Annotated in this window: 15 protein-coding genes and 1 tRNA gene; 9 read left to right on the top strand and 7 right to left on the bottom strand. The window is 58.1% G+C overall.

Features of this window, described 5'->3' with window-relative positions:
- Positions 1–312: 312 nt before the first annotated feature.
- Complete coding sequence (gene msrQ / locus AC2FNN_RS10460) at positions 313–927, bottom strand: protein-methionine-sulfoxide reductase heme-binding subunit MsrQ (protein ID WP_496758418.1); 615 nt, start codon at positions 925–927, stop codon at positions 313–315.
- 4 nt (positions 928–931) lie between these two features.
- The gene (gene msrP / locus AC2FNN_RS10455) at positions 932–1834 is read right to left on the bottom strand and encodes a protein-methionine-sulfoxide reductase catalytic subunit MsrP (RefSeq protein WP_496758420.1); all 903 of its coding nucleotides are present in this window, start codon (positions 1832–1834) and stop codon (positions 932–934) included.
- 330 nt (positions 1835–2164) lie between these two features.
- Here msrP and AC2FNN_RS10450 point away from each other — a divergent pair, with 330 nt between their 5' ends.
- Positions 2165–2980 carry a cyclase family protein gene (locus AC2FNN_RS10450; RefSeq protein WP_496758417.1) on the top strand — a complete coding sequence of 272 codons (816 nt, stop codon included), beginning with the start codon at positions 2165–2167 and terminating at the stop codon, positions 2978–2980.
- A 702-nt stretch (positions 2981–3682) separates the two neighbouring features.
- Here AC2FNN_RS10450 and clpB read toward each other — a convergent pair.
- The 3 genes from clpB to AC2FNN_RS10435 all read right to left on the bottom strand — a co-directional run bounded on the left by clpB (position 3683) and on the right by AC2FNN_RS10435 (position 8099).
- Complete coding sequence (gene clpB / locus AC2FNN_RS10445; protein ID WP_496758416.1) at positions 3683–6301, bottom strand: ATP-dependent chaperone ClpB; 2619 nt, start codon at positions 6299–6301, stop codon at positions 3683–3685.
- 126 nt (positions 6302–6427) lie between these two features.
- On the bottom strand, positions 6428–6742 hold the full coding sequence (locus AC2FNN_RS10440; RefSeq protein ID WP_496758414.1) for a hypothetical protein: 315 nt from the start codon (positions 6740–6742) through the stop codon (positions 6428–6430).
- Positions 6743–6842: 100 nt separating this feature from the next.
- Complete coding sequence (locus AC2FNN_RS10435; protein WP_496758412.1) at positions 6843–8099, bottom strand: tetratricopeptide repeat protein; 1257 nt, start codon at positions 8097–8099, stop codon at positions 6843–6845.
- 87 nt (positions 8100–8186) lie between these two features.
- Here AC2FNN_RS10435 and pyrF point away from each other — a divergent pair, with 87 nt between their 5' ends.
- Both pyrF and AC2FNN_RS10425 read left to right on the top strand, forming a co-directional pair.
- A complete protein-coding gene (gene pyrF, locus AC2FNN_RS10430; protein ID WP_496758411.1) occupies positions 8187–8897 on the top strand; it encodes an orotidine-5'-phosphate decarboxylase in 711 nt (236 codons plus the stop codon).
- 339 nt (positions 8898–9236) lie between these two features.
- The gene (locus AC2FNN_RS10425; protein WP_496758410.1) at positions 9237–10490 is read left to right on the top strand and encodes a DNA polymerase IV; all 1254 of its coding nucleotides are present in this window, start codon (positions 9237–9239) and stop codon (positions 10488–10490) included.
- A 2-nt stretch (positions 10491–10492) separates the two neighbouring features.
- Here AC2FNN_RS10425 and AC2FNN_RS10420 read toward each other — a convergent pair whose 3' ends face one another.
- Complete coding sequence (locus AC2FNN_RS10420) at positions 10493–11353, bottom strand: N-formylglutamate amidohydrolase (RefSeq protein WP_496758408.1); 861 nt, start codon at positions 11351–11353, stop codon at positions 10493–10495.
- Positions 11354–11501: 148 nt separating this feature from the next.
- Here AC2FNN_RS10420 and AC2FNN_RS10415 point away from each other — a divergent pair.
- From AC2FNN_RS10415 to AC2FNN_RS10390, 6 genes are all read left to right on the top strand, one after another.
- Positions 11502–11576: transfer RNA gene (locus AC2FNN_RS10415), tRNA-Val, on the top strand.
- A 90-nt stretch (positions 11577–11666) separates the two neighbouring features.
- Complete coding sequence (gene ykgO, locus AC2FNN_RS10410) at positions 11667–11792, top strand: type B 50S ribosomal protein L36 (RefSeq protein ID WP_005648635.1); 126 nt, start codon at positions 11667–11669, stop codon at positions 11790–11792.
- Positions 11793–11905: 113 nt separating this feature from the next.
- Positions 11906–13066, top strand: a complete 1161-nt coding sequence (locus tag AC2FNN_RS10405; RefSeq protein WP_496758407.1) for a WD40/YVTN/BNR-like repeat-containing protein — start codon at positions 11906–11908, stop codon at positions 13064–13066.
- 195 nt (positions 13067–13261) lie between these two features.
- Positions 13262–14278, top strand: coding sequence for a Fe(3+) ABC transporter substrate-binding protein (locus AC2FNN_RS10400; RefSeq protein ID WP_496758406.1), 1017 nt, complete (start codon positions 13262–13264; stop codon positions 14276–14278).
- Between the two features lie 118 nt (positions 14279–14396).
- Entirely contained in the window at positions 14397–14951 is a 555-nt protein-coding gene (locus AC2FNN_RS10395; RefSeq protein WP_496758405.1) for a helix-turn-helix domain-containing protein, read from the top strand.
- Complete coding sequence (locus AC2FNN_RS10390; protein WP_496758403.1) at positions 14948–15469, top strand: GNAT family N-acetyltransferase; 522 nt, start codon at positions 14948–14950, stop codon at positions 15467–15469. The genes AC2FNN_RS10395 and AC2FNN_RS10390 overlap by 4 nt, the downstream gene beginning before the upstream one ends.
- Positions 15470–15663: 194 nt before the next feature.
- Here the strand turns inward: AC2FNN_RS10390 and AC2FNN_RS10385 are convergent, their stop codons facing one another.
- Complete coding sequence (locus AC2FNN_RS10385) at positions 15664–18456, bottom strand: bifunctional aconitate hydratase 2/2-methylisocitrate dehydratase (RefSeq protein WP_496758401.1); 2793 nt, start codon at positions 18454–18456, stop codon at positions 15664–15666.
- Between the last annotated feature and the right edge of the window lie 31 nt (positions 18457–18487).

Here is an 18487-nt window from a genome sequence, read left to right as displayed (position 1 = left end):
ATCAGTCCCATAGATGCCCCCGGTCTCTCCCGAGCGTCTCAACCGTCTTTCCAGTCCGTCAGGCCGTCTCTCCGACCCGTCAGCACCGCCTCAGCAGCGCCGGTGAAGGGGGTTCTAAGTATAACCAACAAAACCCGCAAGCGGAAAATACACAAAAACAGAAGAAATTCTTGAGAAGTTCATTTATCCAGCAATTACAGACACTTAAGTCAAGTCAATCAAACGCGCTGCCGTCGACAACAATGTAAAGGCAGGTCAGAATTCGAGGTTCAGCGCGTTATGCACATGATTACCCACAGACTCACGCCCGAGTCAGGCGGAATCGGCCCTGTTGGACCGGAAAGACAGGTTGGGAATCCGCAGGCGCAGGGCAAGCAAGGCGATGATGGCAACCAGGTAAGCAAGCGGCTCGATCTGAAATCCTTTTGCCAGCAAGAGGTAATGCATCGCCCCCAACAATGCGGCCGCGTATACAAGGTAGTGCAGCTTGCGCCAGCGCGGTCCCAGTCGGCGCACAGACCAGTTGTTGGAGGTCAACGCCAGCGGAAGCAGAAGAAGAAACCCCGCCATGCCGACCGTTATGTACGGGCGTTTGAGGATATCCGCCCAGATCTGGCTGGGAAGCTGCACATCGAGAACCAGCCACACAAGAAGATGCAACGCGACGTATAAAAACGTGAGCACCCCGATCGCTCGACGAAACTTCATCAGGTTGAGGCCGACATGCCGGCGCAGGGGTGTGACCGCCAGACCGGCAATCAGCAACTGAAGGGCCAGTTCCCCATATCTGTGCTCCAACGCCTCAATCGGTTCGACCCCCAGACCACCGGTCAGGCCAAGATAAAACAGCCAGGGCGCTGGCAATGCCCCCAGCAGATATATGACCCATACCGGAATACGGCGGAGTGTCTGGTTCATCGCCGACATGCTTCTAATAATTCTTGGCCAGATCCATGCCTTCATAAAGGCTGGCGACCTCTTGTTCATAGCCGTTGAACATCAGGGTCGGCTTACGTGACGCGAAAAGCCCGCCCCCGATCTCGCGCTCTGAAGCCTGAGACCAGCGTGGATGGTCCACGTTGGGGTTCACATTACTGTAGAACCCGTATTCGCGTGGATTGGACATGTTCCAGCTGGTGGGTGGTTCGTCCTTGGTAAGCGTAATCCGAACAATCGACTTGATCGATTTGAAACCGTATTTCCAAGGAACGACCAGACGCAAAGGCGCACCGTTCTGGTTGGGAATCGGGCGGTCGTAAATTCCGGTTGCCATGATTGTCAGAGGATGCATCGCCTCGTCCAGGCGCAAGCCCTCTCGGTACGGCCAATCGAGAACGGGAAACCGCGTTCCCGGCATTTCGTCCGGGCGATAGGCCGTCTCAAAAGCCACATATTTCGCACCGTCTTGCACGCCCGCCACATTGAGAAGGTCAGCCAGCTCAAATCCGTTCCACGGAATTACCATCGACCAGGCCTCCACACAGCGAAAGCGGTAGATCCGCTTCTCTATCGTCATCTCGGACAGGATGGCCTGAAAATCATAGTCGCCGGGACGGTCGACCAGACCGTCAATCTTGACGCTCCAGGGGTCGGTCACCAGCGAATGAGCATATTTCGCCGGGTCATCTTTTCTGGTCCCGAACTCATAGTAGTTGTTGTAGGTGGTGATCTCTTCCCACGTATTCGGCTCCAACCCATCCTGTGCTGCCGCCGGCTTGGCCATCGCGGTCAGGCCGACACCTGCCAGCCCGGCCATAACCTGCCGCCGGTTAAGGAACGCCGCCCGGGGGGTGACGTCGGCATGTGTCAAAGTATTGGTCCAGCGATGCGCCATATGGGTCTCCGTCATCTTCAGTGGTCGTTATTGACGTAGTGTGCTGATAGCACAGAGCCACGGAAACAGGCGTAACGATTGAGCGAAGTGATTGTAACGTTCCAATGTGACGAGGCCTTCGAATAACGTTTCAGCACCGAAATCTATAGACCCAAGAGCCTTTGGAGCCCGGAGGAAAACCGCGGTTTTCGTGGATTATTGTCAGAACACGGGCACAAAACTTTACAACTGCGGGCGCAAGGCTGCACTATTTCAGACGGGCGCCACGCCAAGCCGAACGCGAGGCAAGGCTGCGATTGCAGACTTTTGGCCGCAATGGGAGGAAGAAAAATGTGTGATATCTGCGTAATGAATGCCGTCAAAGACAAGATGCTGTCTCGTCGCGGGTTCTTCAAAGCTGCCGCCGCTTCGGGTGTTGCAGCAGCCGCGACCGGGGCCGTCGCGCCGGCAGCACTGGCGGCCGGGCATGGCGGTGTCGAGGATATGACCCATACGCTGAGCCCGGATTTCCCGACATGGGGCGGTGAACCCGGCATCTCGGCCGAGCAAGCTTTCAACTTTGCTGATCACGGCTTCAATCTGTTCAACCTGTCAATCAACGAACACACGGGCACGCATATCGATGCGCCGCTTCACTTTTCGGCGGATGGGACGTCGGTTGATGAAATCCCCGTCACGGATCTGGTCGCCCCCTTATGCGTCGTGGACATCGCAGCTCGGGCGGCCGAGGACGCTGACACGCGCGTCACCCCGGACGATCTGAAAGCCTGGATTGCGGCCAAAGGTGATATCCCTGATGGTGCCTGCGTGGCGATGCATTCCGGATGGGCAGGCAAAACCGCCACGGATGAGTTCCGCAATTTTGACGGCGAAGCGCAGCATTACCCGGGCTTCCACGTTGAAGCCGCGCAGATGCTGATGGAGGAGACCGGAGCACGATCAATTGCCGTTGATACCCTGTCCCTGGATCACGGCATGTCTGCAGATTTCGCGACGCATTACGCGTGGTTGCCGTCAGGCCGGTTCGGGATCGAATGTCTGGCTGGGCTGGATCGCGTGCCTGCGTCAGGTGCAACGCTGGTGATCGGCGCACCGAAACACGCAGGCGGCACCGGGGGTCCGGCCCGGATATTTGCATTGATCTGACAAATTCCCGGGCGGCCGACCAGCGCCCGTCCGGCCATCTTTCCGGCAGGGCCAAACTTCTGCCACAGTCGCAGGCCAGGACTTCGTGCATTCTTGATCTGTTCGGGACACCCTGCTTTCATGTTGCTCAGACCACTTGTTGTTTCTCTGTCTTTACTGTGCGGACCTGCATTGGCTGATGTGCAATCGTGCAAAAAGCTGTTTGAGCGCGCGCCGCAGGTCCTGAGCGATCTGAACCAGATCGGGTCTGAAGTTTATGAAGACAGCCATCCGGGTCTTGGCTATTCCGCCACTTTTGCAGACCCGTCCTCCAAGATCACGGTTTTCTTCTATGACCATCAACAAAGGGACGTCTCATCCGAAATGGCCCTTGAAAGCTTTAAGCAAGCTGCACGCGATATCGCTGCAATAGCTGCGCGGCGCGGTGCCGAGCTTGGCGAAATCAACGCCTATCAGTTGCGTGATCCGTCGCAGGTGTTGCCGTATCGGGCCGAGGCCAAAGCATCAGATGGCCTGTCCGAATTTCTGGCAGTCGGCGTCGTGGACAATTGTATTGTGAAACTGAGATTCACGGCCCAGTTTCCAATGGAGAAAGCGCAGGTCTGGATGAAGGTCCTCAGTGATTATCTGAACAAAGGCTATGGAAAGCCGACACGAAAAAGGCCCGCCAAAAAAGCGGGCCTTTCAGTTCACGGTGTCAGATCAATGCACCACGGCATCGTCCGGGCGGGGTCGCTCGGAAGTTCCCAAACGATCACCGATGATCAAACCATCGGGCCCGGCGGTGACCGGAACGACGTCACCATCCTTGATTTCCCCGGCCAGCAGAGCCTCGGCCAGAGGGTTCTGCAAGGCGCGCTGGATGACGCGTTTCAGCGGGCGGGCACCGAAGACCGGATCATAGCCTTCATTGGCCAGCCATTCCTTGGCGCTGTCATCCAGGGCCAGCTCGATCTTGCGGGCGGCCAGACGTTTTTGCAGACGTGCCATCTGAATATCGACGATGCCATCCATATCGGCCCGCTTGAGGCGGTCAAAGATGATCGTTTCGTCCAGACGGTTCAGGAACTCGGGCCGGAAATGTGCCCGGACCGCATCCATCACGTCGCGCTTGGCCTGTGAACTGTCCGCACCTTCGGGCAACTGGCTGAGCGCCTGAGACCCAAGGTTCGACGTCAGGATGATCAGCGTCTGTTTGAAGTCCACGGTGCGGCCCTGACCATCGGTCAGCACACCGTCATCAAGAACCTGCAACAGCACGTTGAACACGTCCGGGTGTGCCTTTTCGACCTCGTCAAACAGCACGACCTGATAAGGCCTGCGCCGCACGGCTTCGGTCAGCACACCACCTTCGTCGTAACCGACATAGCCCGGAGGAGCCCCGATCAGACGGGCAACAGCGTGTTTCTCCATGAACTCGGACATATCGATACGCACCATCGCGTTATCGTCGTCGAACAGGAAATTCGCCACGGCTTTGGTCAGCTCGGTCTTACCCACGCCGGTCGGGCCGAGGAACAGGAACGAGCCCAGCGGGCGGCCTTCGTCATTCAGGCCCGCACGCGCACGGCGCACGGCGTTGGCCACGGCGGTCACGGCCGCATCCTGACCTATCACGCGGGAATGCAGATCGTCTTCCATCCGCAGCAGCTTCTCACGCTCACCTTCCAGCATTTTCGAAGTCGGGATACCCGTCCAGCGCTCCACGACGGAGGCAATCTGTTCCGGACGCACCGTTTCCTCGGCCATCATGGCGTTGCTTTCGGCGTTCTCGGCCTCGGTCAGCTTTTTCTCAAGCTCGGGAATGACGCCATAGGACAGCTCACCGGCTTTCGCCAGATTACCCTCACGTTTTGCGATCTCCAGATCAGCCCGCGCCTTGTCGAGCTGTTCTTTCAGATCCCGCGCGCCAGCCAGCTTGTCGCGTTCGGCCTGCCACTGCGCGGTCATCTCGGCGGATTTTTCCTGAAGTTCGGCAAGATCCTTCTGCAAGGTTTCCAGACGATCCTTGGAGGCCGCATCGTCTTCCAGCTTCAGCGCCTCTTCCTCGATCTGCATCTGAAGGATCTGCCGATCCAGCTGATCGAGTTCCTCGGGCTTGGAATCCACCTCCATCCGCAGACGCGACGCCGCCTCATCGACCAAGTCGATGGCTTTGTCGGGCAGGAACCGGTCGGTGATATAGCGATGCGACAAGGTCGCCGCCGACACCAGCGCCGAATCCGAGATGCGCACGCCGTGGTGCAACTCGTATTTTTCCTTGATGCCGCGCAGGATGCTGATCGTGTCCTCGACCGTCGGTTCGTGAACCATCACCGGCTGGAACCGGCGCGCAAGGGCCGCGTCTTTTTCAACGTATTTGCGATACTCATCCAGTGTGGTCGCGCCAATACAATGCAGCTCACCCCGGGCAAGCGCAGGCTTGATCAGGTTGGCGGCATCCATCGCACCATCGGACTTCCCAGCCCCGACCAGCGTGTGCATCTCGTCTATGAACAGGATGATTTCACCCGCAGCTTCAGTCACTTCGGTCAGAACGGCCTTGAGGCGTTCTTCGAATTCGCCACGGTATTTCGCACCGGCAATCAACGCACCCATGTCGAGCGCCAGCAGCTTCTTGTCCTTCAGCGATTCCGGCACGTCGCCGTTGACGATGCGCAACGCCATGCCCTCGGCAATCGCGGTTTTACCGACGCCGGGTTCCCCTATCAGAACCGGGTTGTTCTTGGTGCGGCGCGACAGAACCTGCATCGAACGGCGGATTTCCTCATCCCGCCCGATGATCGGATCAATTTTGCCTTCGGCCGCAGCCTCGGTCAGGTCACGTGCGTATTTCTTGAGCGCGTCATAACCTTCTTCCGCCGATGCGGTATCAGCGGTGCGACCCTTGCGGATGTCATTGATCGCCTCATTGAGTTTCTGGGCAGACACCGCACCCGCCTCCAGCGCCTCTTTGGCCTTGGATTTGACCATGCACAGCGCCATCAAAACGCGTTCAACGGGCACAAAACTGTCGCCTGCCTTGGTGGCGATCTTCTGCGCCTCGTCCAGAACCTTGGCGGTCTGGCCGTCCATGTAAATCTGGCCGGCATCGCCGCTGACTTTCGGGATTTTGCCCATAGCGGCGTCCAGCGCCTCGACCACGCGGTTCGGCGCGCCGCCCGCGCGTGTGATCAGGTTGCTGGCCAGCCCCTGATCGTCATCCATCAATGCTTTGAGTATATGTGTGGGCTCCAGCCTCTGGTGCCCCTCGCGCAGCGCAATCGTTTGCGCCGCCTGCACGAATCCCCGTGCCCGCTCGGTGAACTTGTTCAAGTCCATGATATTCTCCTTTTCCAAGCGCCCCGTTTTGATGCGCCCGCCTGGCGGCACGCGTCGGTCGAAGCCTCACATTCAATCTGGGAAATATCTTTGCCGGTTCAAGAGGCTGAACGGCAGAATCCCGCACTATTCGCGCTGGATTGTGTAGACCGTGTACCCTCCGGTCTGGGCCACCTCAACAGCGCCCAGATCATCAACCAAAGACTGTGCCGCATCGCTGCCTGTCGGGCATGAGACAAGATCGGCGGTGTGGTCGAGGAAATTGCCGGTAAAGGCGGTTTCTCCGGTCAACTGGCACCAGTCATCCTCGGACCGATAACCGCGGACAAGATACAAATCATCATTGGTCGGGGGCGGCGCGGCGCCTGTTCCGGTCTGTGGAGGCGTGTCGGCGCAGGCGGCCAGCGTGGCCACGACGGCCAGCGGAACAAGGTGCTTCATGGTCTGTCCCTTTGATGCAATTTTCGTTTCAGAATGGCAGCACCATAGCACAGTTGGGACAAAGCGGGGAAACCGCTGGCTCCTTTGTCAGCCGTGGGGGTCAACCGCCGTCGATCTGCCGGATCAGCTTTTGCGCCTCGTCATCGCCCTGCTCGACCGCGAGGCGAAGAAACCTCAGCGCCTCTTCGACATCGCCGATTTCATAGAGCAACCGGCCGAATTTGCGCTGCGATTTCATATCGCCAAGCTTTGCGGCCCTGCCCCAGAACAACAAGGCCGCTTCCGTGTCCTGGGGCACACCGTCCCGCCCGTGATAGGTCAAGGACCCAAGATTGTGCAGCGCCACGACATTGTTCTGCTTGGCGGCCTGGAAATAATAATCCAGCGCCTGTTCGATGTCCTTGGAGTAGCCGTTCTCGCCGATCTCGTAGATGTAGCCCAGGCGCGCCGCGGCATCGGCGCTGCCGTTTCGGGCCGCCATCTTCAGATAGTCGACCGCGCGCTGCATATCGCGCGCGACATGCGTTCCTTCGCGATAGATTACGCCGAGGTGCAGCAGAGACGGCTCATATCCGAAGAACGCGGCCCTTTCATAATAGTACAGCGCCTTGTCGATGTCGGGCGCAACACCTTTCCCGTTCTCGAAGCCATACGCGACGTTGTGCATTCCCATCGGCAGACCGCTTTCGGCAGCCGCCATGTACCAGGCAAACGCGGTCTCGTGGTCCTCGAGAACGATCTCGCCATCACTATACAGCGAAGCGAGCGTGTTCATCGCCAGCCCGCTGCCCTCCATCGCGGCCAGTTCCGAAAACTCGAGCGCCATTTCCAGCTTGCCGCCCTTCATGAGCGCCCGGCCAAAGGCGGCCACGACCTCGGCATCGACATCCTGGTCTTTCAACAGCAGATCGGCGCAGATCGCCATCGCATTCTCGGCGTCCATGTCGGCCCATTTCACCCCGTCGAAATAGGGCGACTGGCCCGGTGCGGCAGCGGCCATCAAGCAGTCATACTCTCCATCCGAATAGTCGGGGTCTTGTGGTGGATCGTCGGGGTCGGGTTCCGGCCGGGGGCGCAGGTCGGAAACCCGCAGGCGCCGTTGCGGTTCCTTGGGGTCGTCGACCATTGCCGGCGCAGAGGCCTCCCCGGTCAACCCGACCAGCAGATCGCGCGCCAGCTGCGAATAGATCGGGCAATCGGCGTAGATCTGTGCAAAACTCTCAATGGCCGTCGCCGACCCGCTGTCCTTGACATCCGCCCAGACCAGTCGGGCCTCGCCGCAATCCGTTTCACCGGCCCAGACCGCGCCCGCCCCGACCAGAACAGCCGCCGCGGCCACCACACCCAACCGTATCATCCCGTATTTTCCTGCGTCTTTTCTTGTCTCGATGCGTCACACGCTCTACAGAAGCGCCGATCCCGTCAAGCTTGAAAGGCCGATACAATGCCCCAAACCGCCGATGACCGCCTGATCGTCGCCCTCGACGTCCCCAACGCGCTGGAAGGGCTGAAGCTGGCCGAGACGCTGGGCGACGCCGTGTCGTTCTACAAGATCGGCCTGGGCATGCTGACAGGCGGCGGGCTGGCACTGGCCAATGAGCTCAAGCAGGAACATGGCAAGCGCATCTTCCTGGACATGAAGCTGTTCGACATCGGCAACACGGTGGAAAACGCGGTGCGGGGGCTGGCGCAGTTCGATCTGGATTTCCTGACCGTGCATGGCGACCCGCATGTGGTGCGCGCCGCCAAGGAAGGCGCGGCGGGCAAGGATCTGAAAATCCTGGCGGTGACCATCCTGACCTCACTGAACCGCGACGACCTGGATGCCGGCATGATGAAGGCCGGTGACGTTCAGGACATGGTGGTGGAACGCGCCGCCCACGCCTTCGAGGCCGGCGCCGACGGCGTGATCGCCAGCCCGCAGGAGGCCGCCCTGATCCGCGCCCTGCCCCAGGCGGCGGGCCGGCTGATCGTAACCCCCGGCGTGCGTCCGGCAGGCGCGGCACTGGGCGATCAAAAACGTGTGGCCACACCTGCCAGCGCCATCCAGGACGGGGCGGATCATATCGTAGTTGGCCGCCCCATTTATCAGGCCGAAGATCCGAAATCCGCGGCCGCGGCCGTTTTGACCGAGTTAAATTCTCTGAAAACGTGATGAGAAGGGCCTTCGTTTCAACTGGGATTCATGCTGAAAAAACCGCCACAACAGGTTGACCTTACGTCAATTTTTCGCGAATCCGCGCCAAATCGTCCCTGTGCCAGAAAACACACATTCAAAAAGCGAGTTTTTGAAAAGCGCGCTTAACCCTATCTCAGCCCGAAAATCTTGGCGATTCTCAAGGAGATTTACTCCCCAACGAACCTACTCTTCCTGAGGTTCGTTACTTCCCCCCGCGAAGCGCGGGGGGTTTCTTTTCTCGGAATGATCTTTGATCGATATCACTGGATGATATAAGGAACCCCCAAGACAACTGCGGAACACACGAGGACGCAGATGCCCGGTCTTTGCCGAGATTGCCTGACCCCATTGACGAACGAACGCCGCTGCACGGCCTGCGGCAGCCCCAGGATAAAGTCTCATCCCGAACTGTTTGATCTGTCCATCGCGCATATGGATTGCGATGCCTTCTATGCTTCGGTGGAAAAGCGGGACAACCCGGAACTGGCAGACAAGCCCGTCATCATCGGCGGCGGCAAACGCGGTGTTGTGTCCACGGCATGCTACGTGGCCCGAATTCGCGGTGTGCGATCCGCCATGCCCATGTTCAAGGCGTTGCAACTGTGCCCCGATGCCGTCGTGATCAAACCGCGCATGTCCGTATATGCCCAGGTCTCACGGGACATCCGCGCCATGATGGACGAACTGACACCGGTGGTCGAACCCCTGTCCCTGGACGAAGCTTTCATGGACCTGTCCGGCACCGAACGCCTGCACGGAGCCCCCCCGGCCGTCATGCTGGCGCGCCTGGTCAAACGCATGAAGGATGAACTGGGTGTGACAGGATCCATCGGGCTGAGTCACAACAAGTTTCTGGCCAAGGTTGCCTCGGACCTCGACAAGCCCCGCGGGTTTTCGGTGATCGGCAAGGCAGAGACGGCAGAGTTTCTGAATGACAAACCCGTAAGGTTGATCTGGGGCATTGGCCCCGCCGCGCAGGAATCACTGGACCGGGCAGGGATTCGAACCTTCAACGACCTGCTGCGTTGGGATCAGGAGGCTTTGACTGCGCGTTTCGGCTCGATGGGGTATCGCCTGTGGCATTTGGCACGGGGTCAGGACAAACGGCGCGTTTCAGCCCATGAACCGATGAAATCCATCAGCAATGAGACCACGTTTTTCGAGGACACCGCCAATATCGACGTTCTGGACGGGCATTTGTGGCGCATGGCCCTGAAGGTCTCGGACCGGGCCAAGGCCAAGGATCTGGCTGGCCGGGTCGTTACGCTGAAGCTGAAGAAGGCCAATCACAAGGTTCTGACACGGCGCGTGTCATTGCGGGACGCAACGCAGATCGCCGACAGGATTTATCGCACCGCAAAAGGGCTTTTCGATCAGGTGGGGGATCAGGGGCCGTACCGCCTGTTGGGGTGTGGCCTGTCTGACCTGTGCCCAGCGGATCAGGCCGACATCTCCGGCGACCTGCTTGACCCCGGCGCTGGCCGCAGATCACAAGCCGAGCGGGCCACCGACCAAATCCGCCAGAGATTCGGCCCGGAAGCAATCGTGAAGGGCCGCGCTTTGCGCTAGTTTCATTCCGCAGCCAGACGGAGAGGTTTTGAACCGATTCCGGATATGTCGCGCACCACCTGCCGGAGGAGTTTCGAAAACGTCATGAAATTGGCGTTCGGCGCAATCTTTTCTTCGTCCATATACAAGGCCCGGTCGATTTCAATCTGGATCGCGTGTTGCTGGCGGGTGGGGCGGCCGTAAGTCTGTGTCACATAGGCCCCGGCAAACGGGGCGTTGCGCACCACGTTCAGACCTGCCGCAGCAAACGCCGATTCGATGAGGTCCACGATTTCGGATGACGCCGACGCACCGAACCGATCACCCAGCACGATTTCCGGCCGTTTATTTCGGGTCGTACCGGCCATGGCGACCGCCTCATGCGGCATCGAGTGGCAATCCACCAGAATGGCCTGGCCGAATTTCTCGTGTGATTCGGCCAGCAGGGATTTCAAACGTGCATGATAGGGTCGCCAATAGGTGTCGATACGCAACCGCGCCTCGTCCATGGTCAGCTTGCCGCTGTAGATTGCCCGTCCATTTGCCACAACGCGGGGAATCACACCCAACCCTGATGCGACCCTGGGGTTGTGCCCATGCCTGCGGGCACCGCTGATCAACGCCGGGTCCAGTTCGTCCAGACTGCGATTCAGGTCCAGATAGGCGCGCGGCATGGTCGCTTTGATCAAAGGCGCGCCATTTTCGGCCGCAGCGGCAAACAATTGATCCACGAAAGCGTCTTCCGAGGATCGAATCACGCTTTGATTCAGAACGGACCGCTTCAAAAACGCCTCGGGATAATTCCGCCCGCTATGCGGGGATGAAAAAACCACGCATGAACTGCGGTTTTCCGGCATATCCAATACAAAGGCTGCGTTCTGCATGATCCCTCCATCTTCGCAATCAACATAGACCGGAAAATAGTTCTGCCAAACCCCTTGAACCCTTTTGCGACTCCTTTTATAGACCCCGCTACCGGCGCGGGGTTCCGCGCCCCATTTCGTTATGGGGCTGGGCACGCAAAGGGAAAGTGGGCGGTTAGCTCAGCGGTAGAGCACTTCGTTGACATCGAAGGGGTCACAAGTTCGATCCTTGTACCGCCCACCATGATTTCACTGTTCCGGAGATCCGGGACACCCGAGTAACCCAGGCGCTGGCCACGTCCTTGATGAAGGCGCCGCAGATTGGAGACAGACCATGAAGGTCAAGAACTCGCTCCGCTCGCTCAAGAATCGGCACCGCGACTGCCGTGTTGTGCGTCGCAAAGGCCGCGTCTACGTTATCAACAAGACGCAGCGCAAGTTCAAAGCTCGTCAGGGCTGAGAACAGCAAAACACCGTTTTAGAAAACCGCGCTCTTGAGCGCGGTTTTTTTGTTTTCTGCACCTGTGGGCCTGACGTGCTACCCTTGCTTCGATATTGCGGAGTGTGAAACCCATGCGCGAACACGGCATCGATGTACTGGTGGGAACGACCAAGGGAACGTTCATTGTCTCTGGTGATCAGACCAGGTCAGACTGGAAAGTGACGGGCCCGCATTGCGAAGGATGGCCGATCAACCACGTCATTGGCGACAAGGAAACAGGCACGCTTTGGGCCGGGGGCGGTGGTGACTGGCATGGTGCCGGTGTCTGGCGTTCCGAAGACGGCGGTGTGACTTGGCAGGTCGCAAAACTCACCAAGGGTCAAATGGACGAGTGGGCCGCCAACGACCAGGATCTTGCCCAGATGATCGGCTGGACCGGAGAACCCGCACCATTCGCCGATGAGTTTTCGCAGGTCTGGTCTTTGCGCTATCGACATGGAACGTTGTACGCTGGCACAAAACCGGCCCGTCTGCTTGCCAGCCACGACAATGGTCGGACATGGGACACGCTTGAGGGCCTGACAAACCACCCCTCAGCACCCGATTGGAATCCCGGCGGGGCGGGGTTGGTCCTGCATACAATCGTGACTGACCCAAATGATTCGAAAAAGCTCTGGGTCGGCATATCCGCTGCGGGTGTGTTTGCAACCGAGGATGGCGGCGCAAGCTGGGAGCGGCGCAACAGATTGTCCAACGCCGAAGCTTGTGCGCACCATGATCATCCCGCTGCCCCCAGGGATGGTGAAACGGGTCATTGCGTTCACAACATGGTTCAAGCTCCGGGAACCGCGGATCTGCTGTACCAACAAAACCATCACGGTGTCTGGCGCTCGGCCGACGGAGGGCGCAGTTGGGATGACATCACCGAAGGCCTGCCATCCACCTTTGGATTTCCGATTCATGTTCACCCGCGCGATCCGGACACGATCTGGACATTGCCTTTGAACGGAGACAGCATCGGGCGCTATCCACCGGATGCCGCCGCGGCCGTTTGGAAATCCACAAACGGAGGCGCAACGTGGCAAGACCAGCGACGTGGCTTGCCGCAAGAAAACTGTTTTTTCACCGTTCTGAGACAGGCCATGGCCGGAGACCGCCGAGACCCCGCCGGCATCTATTTCGGGACCAACAGCGGCTCGGTTTTTGCCAGTGTTGATGAAGGGGACACATGGACGGAAGTCGCCCGCCATTTGCCCACGATCCTTGCAGTTGAGGTACTTGATCGTGAGTGATCCAGACACTGCTGTGTGACGCGGAATTTCCCGTTCAACACAACTCGCGCCCGCCCAAAAAAGCCTCGCAAGGGCGCCTGCGCTCATTTGACCAAGTAAATCTGTCGGATTTTCTTGCATCTCGCTGAGAATCGTATAATTGAGCAAATCAGTCGGGTTATTAGCCGACGCGAAATTCAATTGTTGGGGCAAACTATGCTGAAATCCACAACCTGCCTGGCCGCCGCTCTGTCGGCATTGATCGCAACATCAGCCGCCGCCGAAGGCGAGCTGAATCTTTATTCGTCGCGCCACTATGACACTGACGAACGCCTCTACACCGATTTCGAAGAGGCCACCGGCATCAAGATAAACCGGATCGAAGGCAAGGCGGATGAATTGATCGCGCGCATGGAAGCCGAAGGCGCGAACTCACCGGCAGACGTCATGCTGACGGTCGACACGTCTCGGCTGGCGCGTGCCAAAGATGCGGGCATTCTGCAAGCAATCGACAGTGAAACCCTGGAAGAGCGCATCCCCGCCAACCTTCAGGACGAAGACAACCAGTGGTTCGGCTTCTCGCAACGCGGTCGGATCATCTTTTTCAACAAAGAAAACGTTGCCAATCCGCCGGCCACTTACGCAGACCTCGCCAAGCCGGAATATAAGGGCATGATCTGCATCCGGTCCTCGACCAACACCTACAACCAGACCCTGCTCGCCTCGATCATCACACATGAGGGCGCCGAAGCCGCAAAATCCTGGGCCGAAGGCGTTGTCGCCAACATGGCCCGAGACCCGCAAGGGGGTGACACCGACCAGCTGCGTGGCATCGTTTCGGGCGAATGCGACATCGCTGTATCGAACACCTACTACTATGCGCGGGCCATCCGCAAAGACGTCAAAGGCCTTTCCCCTGACCTGGACAAGATCGGCCGGGTCTTCCCCAATCAGGACAGCTATGGTGCGCATATGAACCTGTCGGGCGGTGGCGTCGCGGCACACGCGCCGAACAAGGAAAACGCAATCCTGTTCCTCGAGTATCTGGCAAGCGATCAGGCGCAGAAGTACTTCTCGGCGGGCAATGACGAATTCCCGGCAGTGCAGAGCGTTGAACTGGCGGAATCAGTAAAGGCACTGGGTGAGTTCAAAGCTGACGACGTGAACCTGTCGGAGGTCGCAAAGAACATCCCGGAAGCACAGAAAATCTTTAACGAAGTCGGCTGGAAATAATCCGCTGCCTCGTCAAAAGCTTGCGAAGGGCGCAGAGCTTCTGTGCCCTTTTTCATTTACACATACATAATTTTTATTTAATTTTCCCGTAAATGAAAATTTCTCTCGTTTGTGATCCATGCTCGACAACCTCTCAAACCGCCTTGCCGTCCGTTTGAACGATCTCCGCCACGGGCGCGGGTGGTCCCTGGATCAACTGGCCGCCCACAGCGGAATCAGCCGCGCCACGCTGTCCCGCATGGAGAAAGGAGAGGTCAGCCCCACTGCTGAGAATCTCGGCCGCCTCTGTGCTGCTTATGACCTGCCGATGTCACGGCTTTTGATGATGGTCGAAGACAGCTTTGACCCCAAAGTGCCGTTTGAACGCCAGACCGAATGGCGTGATCCCGAAACCGGCTTTACCCGCCGCGCAGTTTCACCCCCTGCAAACGGCCTGAACGCCGAGGTCGTGGAATGCCACCTGCCGCGCGACATGGTCATCACTTACGAGGCGCCGCCCAAGTCCGGGCAGGAACACCATCTGATCCTGATCGACGGCGCACTGACACTGACAGTTGACGGAACACCCCATGCGCTGAGCGCCGGAGATTGCCTGCGCTATCACCTGTCGGGCCCAACCCGGTTCGAAACCGGCGCATCTCGCGGTGCGCGTTATCTCTTGGTGCTGATATGATCTCGCGTCTGACCGATCTCGATTTCAGCGCGGCAGTGGATGATCTGGCGGAAATCCTCCACGCCTGTGTGCATGACGGGGCCAGCATCGGCTTTGTCCTTCCGTTTACCGAGGATGACGCACGAAAATACTGGCTGCAAAATGTTCGGCCTGGGCTGAAAGCCGGTGCATTGGAGCTGTTTGTGATCCACGACAACGGGCGCATTCAGGGCACGGTGCAACTGATCCCCGCGACCATGCCCAATCAGCCGCACCGCGCGGATGTCGCAAAACTTCTGGTGCACCCGAACGCCAGACGGCGCGGTTTTGGCCGCGCCTTGATGGAAGCCCTCTTTCAACGAACGACAGAGTTGGAACGCACGATGCTGGTTCTTGATACCCGCAGCACCGATCCTTCTCGATTGCTTTATCTGGACCTTGGGTTTCAGATCGCCGGGGAAATTCCGAACTATTGCCGGAACCCGTTCGAAACCAGACTGGAACCCACAACCTACATGTATAAAGAGCTGTCAGTCTGACCCCAAACAGTGACCGTATGACCGTGGATCATGGATTTTTCCCCAGTGGTCCACGCGAAGTCGTGCGAAAGGTTCGGGGCATTCCCATGCCGCGCTTTTGCGCGGCGCGCGCTGCAACCAGGCCTGAACACAGCGGAACTCAATCGCCCGGCCACCTGAAGGGATGACCGGGCGATCAACTTAGTGCCTTGCGTTCAGAAATGCGCTGACTTCGTGCCTGCGGGCTTTTCCATCGGAGGCGCAAATTTGGTCAGGTCGATACCTTTCACGGCCGATTTGTATTCCTCGGCGGTCGGCATTCGGCCCAAAACAGCCGACAGCACCACCACCGGGGTCGATGCCAGCAGGGATTCGCCTTTCTTGTCCGCCGCGTCCTCAACAACACGCCCCTGGAACAGGCGTGTGGACGTGGCCAGCACGGTGTCACCCTTTGCGGCTTTCTCCTGGTTGCCCATGCAGAGGTTACATCCCGGACGCTCCAGATACAGGATGTTCTCGTATTCCGTCCGCGCTTTGCTTTTTGGAAACAGATCGTCGAATTCAAAGCCTGAATACTTCTGAAGAATGCTCCACTCGCCTTCTTCCTTCAGCTCATCGATGATGTTGTAGGTGGGCGCCGCAACGACCAGCGGGGCCTTGAACTCGACAGTGCCCTTCTCCTTTTCGATGTTTTTCAGCATCTGCGAGACGATGACCAGATCGCCCTTGTGCACCATGCACGATCCAACAAATCCCAGATCGACCTTCTTTTCCCCCTTGTAGTGGGAAACCGGCCGGATCGTATCGTGGGTATACCGCTTGGATACATCGGCGTTATTGACATCCGGGTCGGCGATCATGGGTTCGCTGATCTCATCCAGGTCAACCACCAACTCGGCAAAATACTTGGCGTTCTCATCCGGTTTCAGGGCCGGCTTTTCACCCGACTTGATTTCCGCGATGCGCGCGTCGGCCTTGTCGATCAGGCCTTGCAGTGTCCGGGCCTCGTTATCCATTCCCTTGTCGATCATGATCTGGATACGGCTTTTCGCGATTTCCAGAGATTCGATCAACGTGTCATCCGCTGAGATGCAGATCGACGCCTTGGCCTTCATCTCGGCCGTCCAGTCGGTAAAGGTGAATGCCTGATCCGCCAGCAATGTACCGATGTGAACTTCGATGATCCGCCCCTGAAACACGTTGTCGCCGAATTTCTTCAGCATCTGCGCCTGGGTAGCGTGAACCACATCGCGGAAATCCATGTGATCCGCCATCTGGCCCTTGAACGTCACCTTGACCGATTCCGGGATCGGCATGGTGGCTTCGCCAGTGGCCAGCGCCAGTGCAACAGTCCCCGAGTCAGCACCAAACGCGACGCCTTTGGACATACGTGTATGCGAGTCGCCACCGATGATGATCGCCCAGTCATCCACGGTGATGTCGTTCAGAACCTTGTGGATAACGTCTGTCATCGAGTGATAAACACCTTTGGGGTCACGCGCAGTGATCAGGCCAAAGTTGTTCATGAATTTCATCAGTTTTGGGATATTTGCCTGCGCCTTGGAATCCCAAACCGAAGCAGTATGACAGCCAGACTGATAGGCGCCGTCAACGGTGGGCGATATCACTGTCGCCGCCATGGCTTCCAGTTCCTGCGCCGTCATCAGGCCGGTGGTGTCCTGCGAACCGACGATGTTGACTTTCACCCGAACGTCCGAGCCCGCATGCAGAACTTTTCCTTCGGCCACACCAACCGCGTTTTTGTTGAATATCTTTTCAACCGCCGTCAGGCCCTGCCCTTCATGCGAGATCTCCTTGGACGGTGCGAAAGCGGATTTCACCTCGAGACCGAGCGTCTCGGCCGCGAATGTCTGGAGCTTTTTGCCAAAGACAATGGCATAAGATCCTCCGGCCTTTATGAACTCGATCTTTTGCGGCGTGAAGGATGATGACAGATCGACCAGCTCTTTGTCGCCTGCATCATTATACAACTTATTGTCCTTGGTGTTGATGGTCAGTACCGTTCCGGTCTCGACAGAATATTTCTGCTCGAGGATAGGATTGCCGTCGTTGTTCAGGATCGGCTTGCCGTCGGCATCCACTTTCTTGACCCAGTTCTTGAGATCGATGCCGATCCCGCCGGTTACGCCGACTGTGGTCAGAAAGATCGGTGAAATCCCGTTGGTACCGGCAACAACCGGCGCGATGTTCACGAATGGAACATAGGGGCTGGCTTGCTTTCCGGTCCACAATGCAACGTTGTTGACACCGGACATGCGCGACGATCCAACGCCCATCGTGCCTTTTTCAGCAACCAGCATGACACGCTTGTCCGGGTGCTGTTTTTGCAAATCCTGAATCTCGGCCTGTGCTTCGGGTGAGATCATGCACTTGCCGTGCAATTCACGGTCCGACCGCGAATGCGCCTGATTGCCGGGCGACAGAAGATCGGTCGAAATATCCCCTTCGGCCGCCACATAGGTCACAACCTTGATTTCTTCTTCGATGTCGGGAAGCCGGGTAAAGAACTCGGCCTTGGCATAGCTTTCCAGAATGTCCCTGGCGACGGCGTTCCCGGCCTCAAAGGCTGTTTTCAGACGGTTGGTATCTGCGTCGTACAGGAACACCTGGGTTTTCAGAACTGCGGCCGCTTTCTGCGCAATCTCTGCGTCATCGCCCAGCGCCAGATCAAGCAGAACCTCTACCGATGGGCCGCCCTTCATATGCGACAGCAATTCAAACGCGAAATCCTGCGAGATTTCTTCGACCGTCGCTTCACCCAGGATGATCTCTTTCAGAAAGCGCGCCTTTTCACCTGCGGCGCTGGTTGTGCCCGGAAGCGTGTTGTAGATGAAGTAGTTCAGTGAATCGGCGCGATGAGCGTGATCCGTATCTTTGATCTGCCCGATGATTTCCTGCAAAAGGGCACCGTCTTCGATGGGTTTGGGGTGCAGACCCTGTTCTTTGCGCGTCTCGATTTCGTTCAGGTATTCTGTGTAAAGGCTCATGACGGTTCCGACCATTTAGCTGATGCACCAG

It is taken from the genome of Ruegeria sp. BHSA118, assembly GCF_059613405.1.
Note: the sequence above shows the minus strand (reverse complement) of the source record. Positions and strands in the feature narration are given on the sequence as shown.